Here is a 20120-nt window from a genome sequence, read left to right as displayed (position 1 = left end):
TACTTAGGGCTGCGCAACATCAGTAAAAAATGGACGCTTCCAATCCATGATTGGAAGGCGGCGCTCAACCGCTTTACCATCCAGTTCGAAGGCCGCATCCCTCAGCTTTAAAGCGATCCCGTTTACACAAAAGTCTGTACAAGCCCCGATTCCAGGCCATGGTCGAAAAAGCGCTTGGGCGCCCGGCATCTATACGCCCACAGGGCCGCCCATCAGCCTCAAGAGGCAACCGAGGTTGACATTCCGGCGACTGCATTTAACTACCTCCGGCCCCTCGGGCGCACATAACTACCTCCGGCCCCTTATTGCCATTATTGCCTGAACAAGGGCGTCTAACGCCCCCACTTACCCCCTTTGGCTTCTAACTCTCTAAAACGCCCATTAATTTTCGTACAAACTCAGTTTTATCTACCTTGCCAACGTTGGAATAGGAAAACAAAAAACCGTCCTCCTTGTAAGCCTCAACCATCCCATTTATCAGAGAAGATATATTTGCAGGAACTTTTGTAAGCAGCTCTGCATCTTCATACTTGATGATGCATTCCGCAACACAAAATGCCACCGTATCCACAGGGAATAATCCCTGCTCCGAACTAACGATTAGCTCTCGGATTTCCGAGAGCTCACTCTCTGGAGTATTCATAACTTCCTCTTACCTAATGACCAAGAAGCTGACGCAACTTAAGGAGCATCGCATCGCCCTCCTTTACAGCATTAAAGTGGAGATTATTGGGGATATTAGGCGCCACCTTCTCATAGTAAGCCCCAATCGAGACCGGACTATGCAGATCATACCTAAGATTTTCGACCTCATAAATTTCATGAGAAAGAACTTGTGCAATAGCCTCATCGCTCTCAAAGACTTCAGGCCTCACCCAAACTGGAACTCGGGACTCGCCATTGGCCATGCGACTAGCAATGTTATTGGCAAAAGATACCGATCTGGCCTCTGATGAAACTTTCCCATATGCAGCGTCAAAGTGCATGCCGCCTAGATCACGCACCATCCTTTCGTACTGTGAATGAGTTAGTTTGACGAAATTGTATCCGTCCAGCGTGTCAGCATCATGCCCAATCTTCAGCAGAATCTCCTTTGCCTCTGATGGCGTACGGCTAATGGCTTGGCCATAGATTTCCAAATTTGTCCTGGGAGTGATGTCATGCAGAAACTTTCCTTCGGTGAAAGCAGCTCCGGAGAAACTGTTAGGAACGGCTTGCTCCATGACGGGCATCACTGGCCTATTGCTAGCGTACAACTTGCTCTTAGATAGATCACCGACCGCGCCCAGTTGCGCCCGAATACGCCCAGCCCACGGCCCATCAAACATGGTGGCGACCGCCTCCCGACCTGCGCTCCAGGCATTCTTTCCAAGGTTCAGCGCGTAAGGCACCGCCTCCTTTCCAAGTGCCAACGCATAGGGAGCCACCTCCGCCGCCCCTGCGAAGACAGTTCCAAACGCAGCGCCCGTACCAAGCTGGACTCCCTTTCGAGACCAATACTCAGAAGCCGGCCCATCTACCGGGGCGGCAATTTCACTCGCCGCCCCCACGGCCGCGCCGACACCGAGTCGTCCAAAAACCGTACTTCCGCCAAGTCGCCCGGCGGTAACCACCATGGCTGGTACTTCAGACGCCCTGGCAAGGACATCACCCCAAACGGCTGATGGCCGTCCTACTTTCGGAGGTGTTGGTCTGAGTGTGGATGGACCAATCGGCCCCCTTGTCCCAACCGGTATCGCCGTTCTCGAAATCCGGATTGGTCGGCTGCATGGTGAACGTGCCGTTGGGCATGCTCACCACCAGCTGGCCATCAGGCGTAAGCAGGATGGCCCCGGCCGGCGGAACGTAGTCCCACGACACGCCCAGGCAGAACACGTTATTGGTCGCGCCGTTGTAGTTGGTGGCGCCGATGCCGATCGCGGCCCATGCCGCACCAGGCGGCGCCGAAGCCGTCAGCGAGGAATATCCGATGCCATTGCCGGCGGAGACGATGTCGTTGTTCGGCGCCGAGGGGATAACGTTGCCGCTAGCGTCATACCAGAAAATCTGGACAGCGCCGCCGCCATGATCGCCGATCACCTCAAACTGGCCATGGGCGGTAATCGTCTGACCTGGCACGACCGGGACGCGATCGAGGTTGGCCATGAAGCCGCTGCCGTTCGCGTTGTTCGTTCCGGAGAACAAGGCGGTCCAGCTGTTGCCAAGACGGGACGATGACCAGCCTGGATCGGCCTGCCAGCCGGAGATGTTGTAGCTGAAGTTGGGATTGGTCGGCTGCTGCGTCCATGTCGCACCTACCGTACCGTGCGCATTGGCCTGACTCGCTGCGCGCTGCGCCGCATCCTGGCTCCAGATCACCCGGCCCTGGCTGTCGTAGCCGTAGAAGTTGGCATGCCGCGCGGCATTGGTCGCATCGCCCGCCTGCAGATACGCAGCGCCGAGGCCGTCATACGCAATCAGGCGGTTGCCGGCCTGATCCAGCACATAGGCCTGCTGCCATACGGTCGAGCGCGAGGTGCCGTCGGCGGACAACTCGAAATCGCCCTGTTGCACGGTGCGGCCCAGCGTATCGAGATACTGGAAGGTGATATGGCCGGTGCCACTTTGCTCGGCCACCTCACGTCCATACAAATCATAGGCGGTGTAGGAGCTGGCATTCGTACCATCGACCGTCTTTACCACCTGGCCGACCGCGTCGTAGATCGTGCGGGAAATGATGCCGTTCTCGTCGACCGACAGCGTCAGATTGCCGTCTACGTCGTACCCGGATGTCTTCACCGTAGTGACAGCGCTGCTGTTGCCATGCGCGTCTACCACCGCAACTGCCGGCCCTGTCTGGGTCAAGACCTGGTTGCGCTCATTGTAGGTATAGGCGGTGGCCTGACCCGCCGCGTCGATGGAGCTGACGACATTGCCCCAGCGGTCGTAGCTGGCCGTCAGTGCCGCATTGCTGCCGTTGGCAGCGCTATTGCTGGGACCCTTCACCGCAGTAGCGCGGCCATCCAGGTCACGAGTGTAGAACGTGGTGGCCGTACCCACGCTACCGGTAAGAGGCACGCTGTCGGTGATGAGTTGGCCGGCCAGGTTGTAACCATAGCTATGCACCACACCCGTCTTCGGGTCGGTCACGCTCACTGCGCGGCCAGCGGCGTCGTATATCGTGGCGCTCGTCAGAGTGACGCCGTCGCCCTTGCCCACCGCTTCGCCGAACGCGTTATAGACGGCCGACGTCGCCAGATCTGGCGTGAGGACGCCGGTGCGCGACACCGTAGTCGACAGCAGATGATCGTCCTGATCATAGGTGTTGGTCGATACGACGCGGGCCGTGCTGCCGTCGTTGCCGTCCTGAGTCGAGAACGTCTGCAGCAGATGGCCTGCGTCGTCGTAGGTCATGTACTTGACCTTGCTGGAGCTCCAGTCCACCAGCTCGCCCGTGCCCACGGTCAAGGTCGCCGTGGCGTTCCCCTGCCCGTCGAAACGGGAATAGGTCGTCAGGGTCTGGCTTCCGTTCATGGAAGCCTGCAGCGCGAGCAAGCGGTTGCCGAAGGCGTCGTAGTTGTAGCTCACCCACTGCGAGGTGGTGGTGTAGAGCGAATCGCTGGTCAGGTCCAGCGCGGGATTCGCGGCAAGCAAAGCCTGCCAGTTCGACACCAGCACCTTTTCCTGCGGGCTGTTCACCAACAAGAGGCGTCCCAGCGCGTCGTACTGCGTGGTGATCGTGCGATCACCCTGCGTGGTCATCATGACCCGGCCTTCGCCGTCATAGACGTAGCTGGTGGTCACGAAGCCGTGGACAGTGGCGCCGCTGGCGTCAACGTAGGTCCGCAGCACCGACTCGCTGCTCTTCTGGCCCAGGTTGTTATAGGTGCAGGTCGTGGTGCGATCGGCGCCGGAAGCGGCCGGCAATGCTGGCGGCGTACCTCCAGCTTGCAAGCCGGCAGTGGCAATCGGCGTCGCCCACTCGGTGGTGGACACGGCATCGCCGTACGCGTCGTAGCTCCAGCTGGTGACGTAGCCCTGGGGGTCGACCGAAGAGGTCTTGTGACCGAGCGCGTCGTAGTAGTTGAACGTTGTCGCCCATACGGCGTTGGCGGAGGTGGGATCGCCTTCCACCAGCGTCGACTGGCTTGAGAGATTGCCGTAGGCGTCGTAGGTGTATGTGGTGACCGGCGAGCCGGTTGCGGTGCTGCCGTCGCTCTTGGTGTACGTCACCGCGGGCTGGGTGACGGAGAGCTTGCGGCCGAGGCGGTCGTAGGTGGTGGAGATGGAGCGGTCGTCCGGGGACGCGGTGAGCACGGATTGCAGCTGCGACAGGGTCATGGGGCTATCTGCAGACCAGGCGCCCCCCGACATCCCATGAAGATCGAGAGCATTGGCGTAACGCGTTACGGCGGTCTGGTTGCCGCGAACGTCGTATTGGTAGCCCGTGACGTAGCCACTTGCATCAATGGCATAGGCCAGGCGGTCATCAGCGGTATAGATCGCGTAGGTATGGCGGCCCGCTGCGTCCTTAGTGAGCACCAGATGGTTGTTGCCATCGTAAGTGGCGTAAGTCCACTGGCTGGTCGACGTATCCCTCACAGTGTGATCAGCGGGGTTGTAGATGTCCGCCGGGTACTGATCAACGGTCAGTACGCTATGGCCTTGATAGTCGTTGCTGTACTGGAGATAGCGTACTCCATTCTGTCCATCATCCACCGTGGATCGGGTGACGAAACCATCTTGATCGTACTCGTACGTCGTGATGATAGGGCGCCAATCCATGCCGTACTGGCCATTGTCCATACGCCCGACAACGACGGACGGACTGGTCTCCTGAAAGAGATTTCCGCTGCTGCTGTATTGATAGAGCCAGGTCTGGCCGTCCTTATTGGTAAAAGAGGTCTTCAGCCCGCGTACGTCGTAGGTATAAGTGCCGCTTACCGAGCCGGATAGCGAATCCAACATCTTGATGATGTTCCCGGTCGCGTCATAGACCAGGCCACTGGCCCGGACATTCGATGCGCTGGGATTGGTCTGCATGACTGCCGCGCTTACGCTGCTTGCGTCCCATGTGGACGGAGCGATGGCGTTTGCATACGCCAAGCTCCAGGCCAACCGGCTATCGCCGTCATAACGTTTCTCGGTGACGTGGCCACCCGCGTCGATGCTATAAACCTCCCGTCCTGCGCCGTCGTAGACATGGCGAGCGATATGCGCATCGCTGGCGGCGACGAGCTGAGCCACCGCATCGGCGCTCGTGCCGGCGCTGAACGCTGAGAGCGGAAGCAACGTTCCGTAGGCGATATCTTCGATGGCATTGCCATCGCCATCGTATCGATGCCCGATGACTGAAGCAGCGCCGTTGGAAGCAGCCTGCACGGTGAAGCGCACCCTGCCCATCGCGTCGTAGTAGGTATACGTCACCTGGGCCGCGGACTCGCCCGCCCCGACGGACTGGAGAGCGGCCATGACATCGGCAGACGTAGCCGTTCCATCAGTCAATGCACCGGCAAGAGTGCCAGCCGGGCGCAAAGCCGCGTCATAGACGATTGTCTCAACCACCTGACCGGCGGCGTTGTAACGGAGTTCCGTCACCATGCCGCTTGGATCGATGGTGAACTGCAACTGGCCGGAGGCGTTATAGGCCAGGTAGGAAACGGAGTCGTCGTCGCTCGTCGTCAGTTGCGGCCGGGATCGGCTGGTCGAATCATACTGGTCGGGCGAAACAAGGTTCTTGTAGCGCCGGATGGACACGAGCTGTCCATCGGCGTTGTAGCTTCTCTCGGTCAACAGACCCGAAGGCGGCTTTGTTCCTTCGCCGCCGTACGTTTTTTCCCCAACGGGATCGATCTGGTAAACAGGCTCGTTGGCCTCGTTGTAAAAGAAATAACGGTTGTAACCATCCTGCGAAGTCCCTAGGGACGTGACATTCCCATTGGCGTCATACGAGGTGAACACTTCCCTCTTGCCGCCCGTATCGGGATAAGCATTGATCGGGCGCCCAAGCTCATCGTAGTCGTATTGGGTGCTTCCTTGGCCCGACAGGACCTGCGATCCACCACGCCATATCGTCGTGACGTCATTGGCCGCGTTGTAGTAATACTCCGTGCGAAGATTCAGATGATCGGTGCCCATGCCGGGATCCTGAACCATCACCGCCACCTTGCCGTTGCCATCGTAAGCATAGGTGGTAAGAACGCCGCTGGCGTCAGTTTCGGCAATCTTCGAGCCTGCGCCGTCATACTTGCTGACGACGCGCAGGTTCAAACCATCAGGATCGGAGGTCTGCACCACTACTCGTCCGGCGGCGTCATAGGTGTAGGCAGTCACGTGGCCGGCCGCATCGACAGTGCGCACCAGACGTCCATCGCCGTCGTAGCCGTTAGTTGCCGCGCTGCCGTCCGGATTGTCCGTCTCGACCAGCCGTCCGGCACCATCGTATCGATACGTCGTGACATAGCCGGATGCACCGGTAGAGGAAGCGACCTGCCCTTCGCGGTTATGGATCATGCTTGTGACGACATTGCCAGGCGCCGTCACTACGACGCTACGCAGGGCATCATCGTAGGCATAGGTTGTCACGCGCCCCATGGCACTGGTTACAGCGACAACCCGGTCGTAGGCGTCATAGTCCGTGCGCGTCTCACGCTGGACGCCGTCAACCGTTTGAGCCTGGCTTACCCTGTGGCCGAGGTGGTCATAGGCGTAGGTGGTAGTGACCTCGTTACCGTCGATAGTGGAAGCAAGCTCACCGAAGGCGTCATAGTTGAATGCCGTGTTCCTCAGGCCAGAATCGAAGCTATAGCGATCTGAAACGCTCCAGCCATCACCCTCGACGCCATCGGACTGAGTAACCAGCAAGCCCCTTGCGTTGTACTCGTAATGGGAAACCCGTGAATCGAACTGGTCGCTGGCCCAAACGCGATCGCCGAAACCATCGTATTGATATAGATAAACGTGCTCGTCGCCGTTGCCGTCATTGATGGCGTTGAAGGTATGGCTGTCGCCGACTCCGTTGTAGGAGTAGAGGACGGAAGATTGGTCGCCCGAGATCACCTCGACCAGATTGCCCAGCCCATCTCGAACGTAAAGCGTAATCTGGTCAGGGTTGTCGCTTGCCATCGCTGCGGACTTGAACGCAGGAAGGTTCGCCATGGTCGGCGTATGCCCATCCTCCAATGACAGGCGGGATGAATACGCGATCGATACGCTGACCTCGCCAAAAGCGTTGTAGTCCGTCTCAGCCACTTCTCCCATAGCGCCGGGAACGCCGGCGGCGTCGGCGACACACTGCACCACATAGTTGCGGCGACCCGCGGCGTCGTAGATGTACCAGGTCCTGTTTTCGAACGCATCGGTGAACAGTGTCTGGCGTCCTGCCAGGTCGTACTCGTAGCGAGTAACCACTCCCGAACCATCGGTCTGCGTCGACACATAGCCGAAGCCATTGCGGATCAGGCTGGTCGTTCGAGCGTCGGCGGTACCATCGGCCACCGTTGTCGATTTCAGCCGCCCGGCCATGTCGTAGCTGTAGCGGGTAACCGTGCCTTCTTCGTTCTGCTCGCTGGCCAACTGGCCGTACCCGTTGTAGGTACGGCTGCTGGAGCGGGACGAGGCGCCAGCCAGGGCCGCCATCACGCCGGCAAGACTGCCGTCCGCCAGTCCACGCACCGACCGGCCATAGCGCTGTTGCGTCAGCCGCTGGCCGTCCAGGTCGTAGGTGTACTGTGTGAAGTACTCGCCATCGAACTCGCCGATGACCTGGCCGAAGGCATCCATGTACTTCCTGATGGACCGATCATCGTCGCTCGGGGCGATGATCAGTTGCTGCAGGGTACCCGCATTCGGATCGCCGTCGACATCCACGGCATATGCATGGGTGGCAACAAGATTCCCTGCGGCATCGTAGTCATTGGTGGTGAGGAACCATTCCGGATCGAGCGTACCGATCAGCCGGCCATTGGCATCGTAGTAGTAGTGGGTCGCTCTTTGATCGGCGATACCGCCCCTGTCCACGGCAAGCTGCGCCGTCATGCGCCCAGCAGCGTCATAGGTGTATGTCGTGACAGATCCATTGGTGTACCCGACGGTCTGCGTAGACGGATCATTGTTCTCGTCGTATTGCCAGGTTCCGCTTCCCACGGAGTAGCCGTTGGTGACGATCGCGATGCGGCCCGCGGCGTCATAGGTGGTGGCTACCACGCGATCAATCAGTGGCTTGGCCACCGGCAACACCGCCTGGAGACTGATGCTGACGGAGCCATTAACCAACCATCCGTCGATGCTAATCGTGGTGGCGTAGCCAGTCTGGGTGGTGACCCGTCCCAGGTCGTCGCGGGTATAGGTGACGACAGCACCGATGGCATTCACCGTCGCCACGACGCTGCCGGCGGCGTCATAGAAGGTGTAAGACGCATTGCCGAGCGGGTCCACCACCGCGACCTGGCGGCCCGCCTGGTCGTAGGCATATTGCGTGGTGCTGGTGGACATCGATGTCTGCGTACGCGGAACGATGAAGTCCAGCGATGCGGTGGTCGCCGTGCCTCCGAAGTACTGGCTTTCGAGCAGCGCACCATACGACGTCTGCTTCGCGACGCGACCCGCTGCGTCGTACGCAAACTGGGTGATCTGCCCACCCGTCATGCCGTAACCTTCCGCCACCGCAATGGAGTAAACCACGCGACCGTTGGCGTCGTAGTAGGTGTAGGTGGCGCGTGCACTGGCGTCGGCATCGCCTGCCGCGGTCAGCACGGCCTGTACATCGGCGAGCTGCGCCGTTCCTTCGCTCAAGGCAAGCTGCAGTGTCTCGCTTGGCGCTATCGGCGTTGCGTATGCAAGCTTCGCGCTGACCTGGCCGAGCGCGTTGTAGCGCGTCTCGGCTACATTTCCCAGCGGATCGATGGAGAAGCGCACGCGGCCGTCTGCGTCATAGACCACATAGGAGGTGCGGTTCACGCTGGTCGTGGCGACAGAGGCCAGAGCCGCGCCAAGCGCCACGTTCGCAGAGATGCTCCCAGTGGCCAGTGCTGACAGGCCCGACGCGCTCACCAGGCCGCCGTACGCGTGCGTGGCAACGACGCGGCCGTTGGCGTCGTACGAAAGCCGAGTTACTGCCCCCATGCCAGCCCCCAGCTGACCCGCCGGGGTGATGATGAAGACAGCCTCATTGGCTTCGTTGTAGATCGTATACGTCGTGGCGCCATTGCCATCGGTCGACGCGACCAAGTTGTCGTTGGCATCGTAGGCGTAAGTGGTCGTGATCTTGAGCCCTGACGGGTCCACGATCTTCTGGGTCAGGCGGCCGAGGGCGTCGTACACGTATTGCGTCGTACTCACCACATCGGTGCCACCAGCCACGGTACTGGTCAGCACATGGCCCGCGCCGTCATAGGTATATACGGTAACGAGCGCGGACCCGCCGGCCTGGGAACCTTCCGTTTTGCTCAGGACATTGCCGTCGGCGTCGTACGTGTAGCTGGTGATCGTTCCATTCGGGCCGGTCGTACTGAGCAGGCGTCCCTCACCGTCGTAGCCGTAGGAAGTCGTCAGCGCGAGGCCATCCGGGTCGACGGTTTCGCTGAGCACACGGCCAGCGGCATCGAGCGTATAGGTGGTTTTGTGGCCAGTGGCATCGACGACCTGGCTCAGGTTGCCTTTGGCGTCGTACGTATTGGTGGCGATGTTGCCTACGGCGTCTTTGGTGGTAAGCAGGCGATTTTCATCGTCGTAGGTATAGGTCGTGGCGTTGCCGGCGCTGTCCGTGGTGCTCAGCGTATTGCCGAATGGATCTTTGGCGATTTTGCTAACCACACCGGCCGGTGTCGTTACCGTGGTTATCAGGCCGGATCCGTCGTACTGATAAGTGGTAACCCCGCCGGCAGCGTCAGTCTCCTTTACGACGCGACCATAGTAATCATAGTTGGCCTGGGTCGTACGAATCTGGCCATCCACGATCTGGCTGGTAATGACCTGGCGAGAAGAGGCATCGTAGCTGTAGCTGATCGTCTGGCCTCGAGCGTCGGTGCGGCTGGCGACTCTGCCGAACGCGTCGTAAGTCACGTAAGAGGTTTCAGAAACGCTGCTGCCAGTTCCACCTGTTTCGCTGATGCGCTGTCCGCGCTGGTCGTAGCCATACTGGGCGATCGAACCATTGCTCGGGCTTGGTGCGCTACCAGGATCGCTAAGCTGCTTGGTGACCTTTATCAGATCGCCGAAGGCATCGTACTCACTGGCCGTGATATAGCCATCGCCGTCGGTGGCTGAGGCGACCTGTCCATTGGCGGTATATGCCGTGGAAATATGGTTATTCGCATCACCCGGGGCGCCAGGCAACGCCGCAACCGCAGCTGCCACTACTGATACGGTCGCGCTGCCTGCGTTGAGCTGGGTTCCGGTGCCCGAGCCGCTGGCGATCAAACTCAGCTGATTGGCGTAGGTGGTGGTAGAGGTTACCTCGCCAAAGGCGTTGTAGCTGTATGCAGTTACACTACCCAGCGCATTAATGCCCCCAGCACTCGGCTGCCCCTGCACGCGATACGCCAGCCGCCCCGCGTCATCGTAGTAGTACCAGACGCTATTGCCGGTTGCATCGGTAACCTGCGTCAGCTGGCCATCAAGGTTGTAGACATTGGTTGTGATGCCGCCAGTGCCGTCAGTCGCGGTCAGAACGTCGCCATACGCATCATAGGTCGCACTCGTGGATCGAGTGTCCGTGACTATGTTGGTGGAGTTCTGGTAGATCGAAGACTTCGACTGTGTGCTGAGCACATTTCCAGCAGCGTCGTAGGTATACCTGACCTGCGTGGATGCCGGGTTATAGTTGAAATTAGTCAGTACGGCGCGATTATGCGAATCGCGATAACTCACTACGACCTTGGCCTCGCCACTAGCATAGTTAACGAGATCACCCGAGTTCGCATAGCTGGAAATGCTGTCGATCTGGCTTGCGGTCAAAGGCGTCGAATACTTCGCCAAGCCTTCATAGGTCACGACGCCTGGCGTCCAAGTTATCTCGGACGTGCCGTAATAGGTGAGATAGCCACCAGCATCGATAACGGTACCGAGGCGATTCTGCCGGTCATAGTATTGCCGAGTTACCTGATCGGAAGAACTCGTAACCAAGCTACCTTGAAGAGCCTCCAACGTCGGCGCCACGCCGAGCGCCACGCGCTGACTCGCCGTAAGCGGGGTCGCGTAAGCCGTAATGAGAGTGGCGTTGCCGGCGTTGTCGTAGGCGGTCGTTATCACGCCACCCGATGCGTCGATCGTCGCCACAGCGCGGTTGTCGGCATCGTAAATCGTCTGCGTGAAGCGGTCGGCATTGCTATTAGCCAGCACGCCTTGCAAAGACGCCCAGGTTACCGGCACTGCAAATCCGCCTCGCTGGCCAGCAGTCAAGGGAGTCGCATAGGCCTTGGTCGCCAGCACGTTGCCGGCGCCATCGTAAGTATGGGTCACCACACCGCCCATGGCGTCGATGACAGCCACGAGTCGACCAGCCTGGTCATAAACCGAGTCACTAACCCGATCTTCTGCGTTCGCGGCCGGCAGCGGCAGTGCGCTCGGCATCGCGGCAGTCAGGGTTCCGGCGCTGATCCATCCGCCGGTGCCGACCGTGGTCGCGTAAGCAAGCGTGCGAACAATCTGACCATCCTTGTCGCGGACGTATTGCGTCACCGCACCAGCGGCGTCAACCACGCCGCTCGCCCTCCCGTCTGCGTCGTAGAACGTGAAGCTGACCCTGCCTGCGGGATCGATAGCTGCCACTGCTTGCCCGGCCGCGTCATAGAGGTACGAGGTCATGCGCGTGGCATTTCCAGACGCAGACTGGATCCGGCTGATCAGTTGTCCGGTGCTGTTCCGCAGTTCGGTGGCAGCCAGGCCGTTGGCCTGAGTAATCACCAGGCTGTTCTGGCTATCGGTATAGACGTAGCTGGTTGTACCCACCGGATCGGTCGTACCGATCAAGCGCCCGAGGCCATCATATGCATAGCTTGTGATGGTCAATCTGTCGCGGGCCGGCTCCGTTCTTCTGATGGTCTGCAACAAGCGACCATTCGCATCGTGCACGTAATTGAAAAGAGTCGTGTCGATGCTGGGCTGGCCGCTCGAGTTCCGTAGCCCGGTGCCATCACTCTTGACAGTACCCCAGGCGATACTGGAAGCGAGCAAGCCGCGAGCGTCATAGCCATATTCAACCAGCGTGGTTTTTGCGAGCGTGGTTTGCACCGCGCTGCTGGCCACCCATGCTTGCAGGCTGCTCAAAACGGGAGGCGTGCTCACCGTAAGAGACGACACGTCATACTGCGCCCCCAAATAGGTCCGCACAGCACTAACCACACTAGCCCCCGACGCAATCGTCGAATAATCCTGCTCCGTCACCGCCCCCGTCGGGTCGACCACAAAGCACAACCGATCACTCGCGTCATAAACGTAATACGTCGTCTGCGCCCCACTCGCCGCCACATACCCCGGCTGCCCAGATACCCCCTGCGCTGCCACCGCATAAGTGGTCTTGGTAAGCACCTTGCCATCCGCGTTATAGGTGTAGCTGACGGTATGCCCCGTCGCATCCACCACGCTCAGCAGATTGCCATCCGCGTCATAGCTGTACTGCGTCGCCGCTCCATTCGCGTCGATGGACTGCAGCAGATTGCCGTTGGCGTCATAGCTGTATTGCGTCGTCGGATTCGCGCCGTTGACCGCCGGCTCCTTCACCTGCACCAGCCGGCCCGCGGTGTCGTAGCCGTAACTCCACACCTGCCCCAGCGCATTCGTCACCGTCGTGACATTGCCGCCCAGGTCGTAGCTGATATTCACCGTCTGCGTCGCAGCGCCGGCACCTGTGGTCGCACTGGCAACGCGATAGACACCATTCGCATCCTGCGCGTAGGTGTAGCTCGCCACCGTGCCGTCGCTCTGCGTGACGGAGGCGATGCGATCGCTGCTGCCGTCATAGGTATAGGTGGTGACGTAGCTGCCCGTGCTGGCGCTGTTGGTGTCCGAGGCCAGCGTCGTGGTGACGGTGCTGAGGCGACCCTGCGCGTCGTACGCATAGGTCACCTGCTGCCGTGTCACCGCCACGGTCTGGCCGGGCGGGATCTCCGTGATGGAGAGGCCGGTCAGTTGGCCGGCATCGTTATAGGAAAGGGTGAGCGTGTCGCCATCGCCGGCAGCAATCTGCGACAGGCGGCCGCCGCTGTAGCTGAAGCTGTAGCTCGCACCCGTCTGCGTATTGCCCAGCTTCTGCAACTGGCCGTTGCTGTCGTAGGTTTCCTGCAGGCTGTGCGCGCTGTCGGTCCAGGTCCAGGTGGACGTCCCCGCATCCCATGCCAACCGGTCTTCCGATCCGCTCTGCCCGGTGCTGACGTAGGCAGCCAGCGTGGCGTCGTAGGCGTAGATGACGGCGGAGCCATCGTCATCGGTGCGCGCCACCGTGCTGCCGTTCGCGTTGAGCGTGCCGCTCACGCCGCCGACATGGCGCGTGAAACCCAGCAGCCAGCCATGATTGCCAACCTGCTGGCTGTTGTAGGTGCGCAGGAAATTCAGCGGCGTGCCGTCGAAGAGCAGCGATTCATCCTGCTCCTGCAACACCAGGTTGCCGGACGCGACATTCGCGTACTGCATGCCGTTGGCCTGCCCGAGCGAAGCTGCCCCGCCTTGCGTCTGGCCCAGTTGGCTCAGCGACGTGTTGGTAAGGCCAAGCCCATTCCCTGCGATGACAGCGACCATGAATATCTCCCGGATAAATCGACGATGAGGGCGCGTGTTCTTGCGCCCACTACAAAGTCAATCCAGGAATCGCGGAAAAAGTTTAGGGCGGGATGCGAATTTGCTTCACAGAATGGCGAAGCCGGTCTGCCAGGCAATGCCCGGCATGTAAGTAATTACAATAACAAAAGCACACAAATTATTGATTTTAAAAATATAACTCCCGCAAACAAGCTCAGAAGTCGTAAACCCCCGTCACCATCGCCATCCGCCCTTGCCGCACCGGCACAAAACTCTGATCGGCGTTGATCGCATACAAGGTGCGGTCGAACAGATTGCGCAGGCCCAGCGTCAAGCGCCAATCGTTGCCATAGTAGGTGACGTTGGCATCCACGCTCGCCTGCCCCGGCAGGTCGAAGTACCCGCCACCCTGCAAGCGCCCGACGCTGCGGCTGCGCGCGGAGACACCGGCGGCGACACCCCATGAGCGCAGCGATTCGCGCTGGAAACGATAGTTGGCCCATGCGCTGAGCAACTGCCGCGGCGCTGCCACGGGTTGCGTGCCATCGTCGTTGCGGATGCGTGAGTTGGTGTAGTTGAGCACCCCTTCCAGGCCACGCGTGATCTGGCCGGTGAACTCCACTTCCACACCGTGGTTGGTCTGCCCTGGGCCCGGCGTGGCGAAGTACGGCGGCTCCGGCGCGATGTAGTCCACGCTGTGGTCCAGCGTGATGCGATACCAGGCCACATTGAGCCGCGCGCGATGCTGGAACAGGTCGATCCGCGTCCCTGCTTCCCACTGGCGCGACTTCGCCGGCGGCAGCGGCTGGCCGTCTTGGCCGAGCAGCGAATTGGCCTGGAAGCCGGACGTGTGATTGGCGTAGAGCGCCACGTCGGGCGTGAGCTTGAACAGCACGCCGGCCTTGGGCACCCACTGGTTCTTGCGCAACCGGCGCGGGCTGCCGTCGGCCCAGGAGGTCGACAACTCATACGAGGTGCGGCGCAGCGCGAGCAATACATCCCAGCGCTCGCCCAGCGCGATCTGGTCCTGCAGGAACAGCCCGGTCTCGGTGGTCCAGTCGCCGCCGCCCAGGGTCTGCACGAAGGCCGCTTCGTCCGTGCTCACCCGCGCACTGGGCAGCGCCGCGTTGGTGAACAGGTTGTACGACTGCGACGGGCCTACTTTCAGCGTGTCGCGCTGGCGGTCGCGGCCGGCCTTGGTGCGTGCGTAGTCCACGCCCAGCACCACGGTATGCGTGGTCTGGCCCTGTTCGAACACGCCGGTGAGGTCGTTCTGCAAGGTGTAGAACGCATCCGAATAGCGGAAGCTGCGCGCGGTCGCATCGATGTCGCCGGTCAAATAACCGTCGGTCAGCGACCAGCCCTGTCCGCTGGTGTGCTGCTTCACGTACTGGCCGCGGCTGCGGAAGGTCCAGTAGTTGTTCAGGCCCTGCTCGAGGGTGAACACCGCGCGGTTGGTGCGATAGGTCGAATGGTCGCCCGGATTGCCGGGCAGGATGCCGTAGGGCGACATCGCGGACAGCGAATCGCCGAGCAGCACGGTGTGGTCCGGCCCCGGCACGCGGTTGGTCACCAGTTCGTAGCCGAGGGTGAGGCGCGTCGAATCGCGCTCCCAGCCCAGCGACGGCGCGAAGTAGGCGCTGCGCTGGCCGCGATAGCCTTGCGCGCTGCGGTCGGCGTGATTGCCGGCGGCAACCAGGCGGTAGGTCCAGCCATCACTGGCGCCCACGGCGCCGGCCAGATCCAGGCCGAGGCGCGCGCCGTCGTAGCGCCCCAGCGACCAGCTCAACTGGCGCACCGGATCGCTCTGCGGCCGCTTCATCACCACGTTGACCAGGCCGCCGAAGTTGTTGTTGACCGAGGCGTCGCCGAGGATCGCCTCCGGCCCCTTCAATACTTCGATGCGCTCGATGCCGATCAGCGGCGGCAGGTCTTCGGTGCGCGCCACGCCATTGGGCATGCCGTCGGTCATGCCGTTGCCGGCGTTGAAGCCGCGGATGCGGAACAGTGCCGGGCCGTCGAAGCCGTCCATGTATTGCACGCCGGCGACATTGCGCACGGCATCGGCGACCGTCACCGCCTGCTGCGTGTCCATCAGGTCGCGGGTGACTACGCTCACCGACTGCGGCACCTTCGCCAGCGGCGTATCGGTGCGCGTCGCCGCGCTGGTGGAACCGGCCCTGTAGCCCACGTCGCCCATCCAGGTGCCCTGCACCTGGATCGCCGCCAGCGAGGCGACGATCGGCACGCTCGGCTTGGCTTCCAGCAGGCTGCTGCGGTAATAGCTGGCCGCCACCGGCATCGGGCGCCGCTTGACCACCACGGTGCCTGCGTCGACCGCCTCGTATTCCAGCCCGGTGCCGCGCAGCAGCTCGGCCATGCCCTGTTCCAGGGTCAGCGCGCCGGCGGCGCCTTCGCTGCGCAGGTCGATGATCGCCTGGCCAGCGGTCAGCACCTGCACATTGGCCTGCTTGCCGAAGGCGATCAGCGCGCTGGACAGGGGCTGCGCGGGAATCGCGAAATCCACCGTGACGCGCGGAGGCGCCGGCTCGGCCGACGCGGCGGCGATGGCGAGCGACAGCGCGAAGCTGCCACCGAACCATGAAAGCGCGCGCCGAACCATGCGGTGTCGAATCCCCCGAACTGCGGTGTCCTAAAGGCCGAAGTCTGGCATGGGACGCCACATACACCAAGGGTGCGATTGTGAAGAATGCCGGCGCATCGAACAGGGGCTGTGGGCGGGTAGCGGAAGCGCATCGTCGCAACCCTTCACCGGCGGGGAGTTGGCAAAGGCGCGCTCGCGTTCCATCCAGACCAACGGACACGAGGCGGACTGGCACCGCCACTACCCGCCCACAGCTCCCGCCCGATGCAACTTCGCTCAATGCCGGTCCGCGCTGGACAGCACCACGTGGTCGCCGAACGCGCTCACCTGCACCGGAAATACCCGTGGCAAAGCCTCCACCCAGCGATCGATCGCATCCACCCGCACCGTGCCGGTGAAGGTCAGCGCGCCCACGCCCGCATCGGCGATCTGCACCGGCCGGCGGCTGTAGCGGTTGATGCTGGCCACCACCACGAACAGCGGCTCGTTGACGAATTCCAGCCGCCGCCCGCGCCAGGCGGTGGCGTCGTCCACCGCGATCGGCCCGATGCTGAGACCGGCCCGGCCATTGCCGGAACCGGGGTCGTACAGCACCTGCTGGCCGGCTATTGCCTCGATCGCTTCCTGCCCGCCCGGCGGGCTGACCCGCACGCGGCCTTCGGTCACCGCCACGGCAACGCGGTCGCCGGTGCGGCGCACGTTGAAGGCGGTGCCGAGGTCGCGGATCAGCACTGGCCCGGCCAGCACTTCGAACGGCCGGCGCTCGTGGGTGACGCTGAAGAAGGCCTCGCCCTCGCGCAGCTCGATCTTGCGCAGGTCGTCGGCATAGCGCGCGGTGATCGCCGAGGCGCCGCCCAAGGCCACGCGCGTGCCATCCGGCAGGGCCAGGTCGCGGTTCTGGCCCACTTCGCTGGCGTAAGGCTGCGCCTGCGGGCGGTAGACCCGGTCGAGCATGCGCCCGCCGATCACCGCCAGCAGCAGCGAGGCCGCCACCGCGCCGATCCACAGCGGCCAGCGCACGCGGCGCTCGGCGGCGCGTGCGAATTCGGCGACGAAGGCGTCGCGGGCATGGCTGTCGGCGTGGCCAAGCCGCTGGCTCAGCCGGCTGACTTCCTCGAAGGCGCGGGCATGGCTCTGGTCCTCTTCCATCCAGGCCAGCCACTGCTCGATGGTGCTGTCGGTGGGGTCCTCCGCGCGCAGGCGCGTCCACCATTGCGCGGCCGCCTGCGTCACGCGATCGCCCGCGCCGGCAAAAGTCATGGCCATCATGGCGTCTCCGAGGGTTGGATGCGCGCGCGGCAATGGGCCAGCGCGTTGCTGACGTGGTAGCGCACCATGCGCTCGCTGAGTTTCATGGTCTGGGCGATGGCGCTGAAGTCGCGCCCCTCGATCACGTGCATCACAAAAGCCTTGCTGGTCTTGGCCGGCAATTCCCGCAGCGCGGCGCGCACCTCGCGCCACTGCTGCAGCGCCGAGGCATGCTGTTCGGGGATCGGCTGGGCGAACCAGTCGTCGGCCGGCGCATCGGCCGGGGCATTGGCGCGCACCGCGCGCATGCGGATCCGGTCCACCACCAGGTTGGCGGCGATGCGGAACAGCAAGGCGCGTGGCGCGGCGATCGGGTCGGCATCCTTCATCGCCAGCATGCGCACGTAGACCTCCTGGGCCACCTCCTGCGCATCCGAGCGCGAATTGAGGCGGGCGGCCAGGAAGGCGACCAGGGTGCGGTTGTGCTCGCGGAACAGCGCGGCGATCTGCGCCGCGCGGTCCTCCGGGCCGGTGGATGCCTCCGGCGGGGCGGCGTGCTGGCCCGTGCTATCCATGCAGAGCGCAGCCGTGCTGAGTGGGTCTGGCATTCATCAAGGCGCGGAAAATCGGTATGGCAGTGGAGAACAGCCTAGACGTTCGGCCCGGAGATTTTTGAAATCGAGCCTACCTCCGGACACGCTCTCCCCGCCGGGGAGAGCGCGACTTGCCCGGACCTCCCGCTCACTACTTCTTCGCCGCACGCGTCCTCGCCGCCTTCTTGGCCGCCGCAGAACGCCCCGCCGCCCCTTTGGTACGCGCCGCCTTCTTCGCCGCCGCCGAACGCGACGAAGCCGAGCGCTTCGACGCCGCCCGCTTGCCCTGCTTGGCCAAGGCCTCGTGCGACGCCGCCGCATGCCCTTCCCGCTTCAGCGCCGCCTTCGTCGCATGCGAACGCCGCGCCGAGGCCTTGTGCGGATGCTTGGCTGCATTTTCATCCTGCGCGGCCTTCTTGCGCGTAGCCTTGCTCGCCGATTTCTTCGCCGGCACCTTCACGCCCGCGCGGCGCGCCTTGGACAAGCCGATGGCGATCGCCTGCCTGGTCGAGCGCGCACCGTGCTTGCCTACGCGCACATGCTCGATCTCCTCGTGGACATATTCGCCGGCCTGCGTGCTGGGCGCTTTGCCTTCACGCTTGTCCCGTGCCGCGGCTTTGCGGGTCTTTGCTTCGGGCATGGCAAGGTTCTCCGTGCGTTGAACATGGCTGCCCGGTGTAGGCCACGCGCCGTCGACGGCGGGTCGACAGCACGTCAAGCCGCTGCGCGCGACGCGTGCCCGTTCAGCCAGATGGCGTGTTCGCATGCATGAACGGCGCGCCCGATACGCATGTACTTCTTTCATGCTCGCGAAAAATTTGCGCGATGCAAACATCGCAGGTTGCAGGCTAGGCGCGTCACGACATCGTTTGCGCAGATGGCACGGATGTTGCGGCGACGAAAGCGCGCGAGGCCTTCACGGCATGCGCGATCCCCCTTCGGCCACACGAGAGAAACCCATGACTTCCAAAGAGACGGCAGGACAAGCAGCGCCTCTTCGCGGTTTTGCGCGGATGGATCCCCAGCGGCAGCGCCAGGTGTCGTCGCTGGGCGGACGCACTGCGCATGCCCGCGGCAGCGCCCATGAATTCACCAGCGAAGAAGCCCGCCTCGCCGGCCACAAGGGGGGCAAGGCGGTCAGCGAGAATCGCGAACACATGGCGGCGATCGGCCGCATCGGCGGGCGGCGGCTGCGCGCGCAGCGGGAAACACAACCATCCTGAGCGTCCACCGCAGGCTCAGGCCATCCCTACCACGAAGGATCGGAGAGCATCATGCTTAAACGCAGCCTGCTCCTCTCGGCCCTGGCGACGACCGCCCTCGCGCTGGCCTGCCCTGCGGCAGCCAGCGCCAGCGAGGGCTCCGCCACCGATCAGGCCTTTCTCACCCACGCGGCCGCGGCCGGCAGCGCCGAAGTGGCGCTCGGCCAGCTTGCCCTGCAGAAATCCAGCGCGCCGCAGACCCGGCAACTGGCCCAGCACATCGTGGCCGACCACACCAAGGCCAACGAACAGCTGGTGGCGCTCGCGCGCCAGAAGCAGATCACCATCGCGCCGGAGCCCGACAAGGCCGCCAGGCAGAAGCTCGACCAGTTGCAGAAACTCGATGGCGACGCCTTCGACCGCGCCTATGCGCAGGACATGGTCAACGATCATCAGCAGGCCATCGCGCTGTTCAGCAAGGCCTCGACCAGCGCCACCGACAACGACGTGAAGCAATTCGCCGCACAAACCTTGCCAGTGCTGAAGGATCATCTGCAGATGGCGCGCCAGCTGCGCCAGGTCGATCGCGACCAGCTGCAGGGTCCGCCTTCGCCGCACGCCGATACGGGAAACGCCGGCATCGACGCAGCCACCAGCGGGTGGCGGACGCTGAGCCCGACACTCATCCCGCCCGTGCCGGGACTCGTCATTCCGGCGCAGGCCGGAATCCGGTGACGACAGCGCCCGATGGTCATCGGA

9 protein-coding genes are annotated in these 20120 nt (G+C 62.5%); 2 read left to right on the top strand and 7 right to left on the bottom strand.

Annotation, left to right across the window (positions count from 1 at the left end; genetic code table 11):
• Nucleotides 1-361 precede the first annotated feature (361 nt).
• The 7 genes from AB4083_RS17300 to AB4083_RS17270 all read right to left on the bottom strand — a co-directional run bounded on the left by AB4083_RS17300 (nucleotide 362) and on the right by AB4083_RS17270 (nucleotide 18799).
• Nucleotides 362-643, bottom strand: coding sequence for a hypothetical protein (locus tag AB4083_RS17300; RefSeq protein ID WP_441609374.1), 282 nt, complete (start codon nucleotides 641-643; stop codon nucleotides 362-364).
• A gap of 13 nt (nucleotides 644-656) precedes the next feature.
• Nucleotides 657-1616: a hypothetical protein gene (locus tag AB4083_RS17295; protein WP_441609372.1), complete on the bottom strand. Its 960-nt coding sequence runs from the start codon at nucleotides 1614-1616 to the stop codon at nucleotides 657-659.
• 31 nt (nucleotides 1617-1647) lie between these two features.
• Nucleotides 1648-13713, bottom strand: coding sequence for a hypothetical protein (locus AB4083_RS17290; RefSeq protein ID WP_441609371.1), 12066 nt, complete (start codon nucleotides 13711-13713; stop codon nucleotides 1648-1650).
• 214 nt (nucleotides 13714-13927) lie between these two features.
• Nucleotides 13928-16336, bottom strand: a complete 2409-nt coding sequence (locus AB4083_RS17285; RefSeq protein ID WP_441609369.1) for a TonB-dependent siderophore receptor — start codon at nucleotides 16334-16336, stop codon at nucleotides 13928-13930.
• 258 nt (nucleotides 16337-16594) lie between these two features.
• Nucleotides 16595-17584, bottom strand: coding sequence for a FecR family protein (locus AB4083_RS17280; protein ID WP_441609367.1), 990 nt, complete (start codon nucleotides 17582-17584; stop codon nucleotides 16595-16597).
• A complete protein-coding gene (locus AB4083_RS17275; RefSeq protein WP_441609365.1) occupies nucleotides 17584-18141 on the bottom strand; it encodes an RNA polymerase sigma factor in 558 nt (185 codons plus the stop codon). The genes AB4083_RS17280 and AB4083_RS17275 overlap by 1 nt, the downstream gene beginning before the upstream one ends.
• A gap of 169 nt (nucleotides 18142-18310) precedes the next feature.
• Nucleotides 18311-18799 carry a DUF6496 domain-containing protein gene (locus AB4083_RS17270; protein WP_441609390.1) on the bottom strand — a complete coding sequence of 163 codons (489 nt, stop codon included), beginning with the start codon at nucleotides 18797-18799 and terminating at the stop codon, nucleotides 18311-18313.
• Nucleotides 18800-19118: 319 nt separating this feature from the next.
• Between AB4083_RS17270 and AB4083_RS17265 the strand changes: the two genes are divergently transcribed.
• Together AB4083_RS17265 and AB4083_RS17260 are read left to right on the top strand one after the other, a co-directional pair.
• Nucleotides 19119-19382: a KGG domain-containing protein gene (locus AB4083_RS17265; RefSeq protein ID WP_441609388.1), complete on the top strand. Its 264-nt coding sequence runs from the start codon at nucleotides 19119-19121 to the stop codon at nucleotides 19380-19382.
• A gap of 51 nt (nucleotides 19383-19433) precedes the next feature.
• Nucleotides 19434-20096, top strand: a complete 663-nt coding sequence (locus AB4083_RS17260; protein ID WP_441609363.1) for a DUF4142 domain-containing protein — start codon at nucleotides 19434-19436, stop codon at nucleotides 20094-20096.
• The last annotated feature ends 24 nt before the right edge of the window (nucleotides 20097-20120 follow it).

This window comes from Dyella sp. 2RAB6 (assembly GCF_052115385.1).
GTDB lineage: Bacteria > Pseudomonadota > Gammaproteobacteria > Xanthomonadales > Rhodanobacteraceae > Dyella_D.
This window is presented reverse-complemented; position numbering and strand designations above follow the sequence as displayed.

Coding starts and splice junctions, on each gene's coding strand:
- AB4083_RS17300 (WP_441609374.1), bottom strand. CDS start 643: ATGAATACTCCAGAGAGTGAGCTCTCGGAAATCCGAGAGCTAATCGTT.
- AB4083_RS17295 (WP_441609372.1), bottom strand. CDS start 1,616: ATGGTGGTTACCGCCGGGCGACTTGGCGGAAGTACGGTTTTTGGACGA.
- AB4083_RS17290 (WP_441609371.1), bottom strand. CDS start 13,713: ATGGTCGCTGTCATCGCAGGGAATGGGCTTGGCCTTACCAACACGTCG.
- AB4083_RS17285 (WP_441609369.1), bottom strand. CDS start 16,336: ATGGTTCGGCGCGCGCTTTCATGGTTCGGTGGCAGCTTCGCGCTGTCG.
- AB4083_RS17280 (WP_441609367.1), bottom strand. CDS start 17,584: ATGGCCATGACTTTTGCCGGCGCGGGCGATCGCGTGACGCAGGCGGCC.
- AB4083_RS17275 (WP_441609365.1), bottom strand. CDS start 18,141: ATGGATAGCACGGGCCAGCACGCCGCCCCGCCGGAGGCATCCACCGGC.
- AB4083_RS17270 (WP_441609390.1), bottom strand. CDS start 18,799: ATGCCCGAAGCAAAGACCCGCAAAGCCGCGGCACGGGACAAGCGTGAA.
- AB4083_RS17265 (WP_441609388.1), top strand. CDS start 19,119: ATGACTTCCAAAGAGACGGCAGGACAAGCAGCGCCTCTTCGCGGTTTT.
- AB4083_RS17260 (WP_441609363.1), top strand. CDS start 19,434: ATGCTTAAACGCAGCCTGCTCCTCTCGGCCCTGGCGACGACCGCCCTC.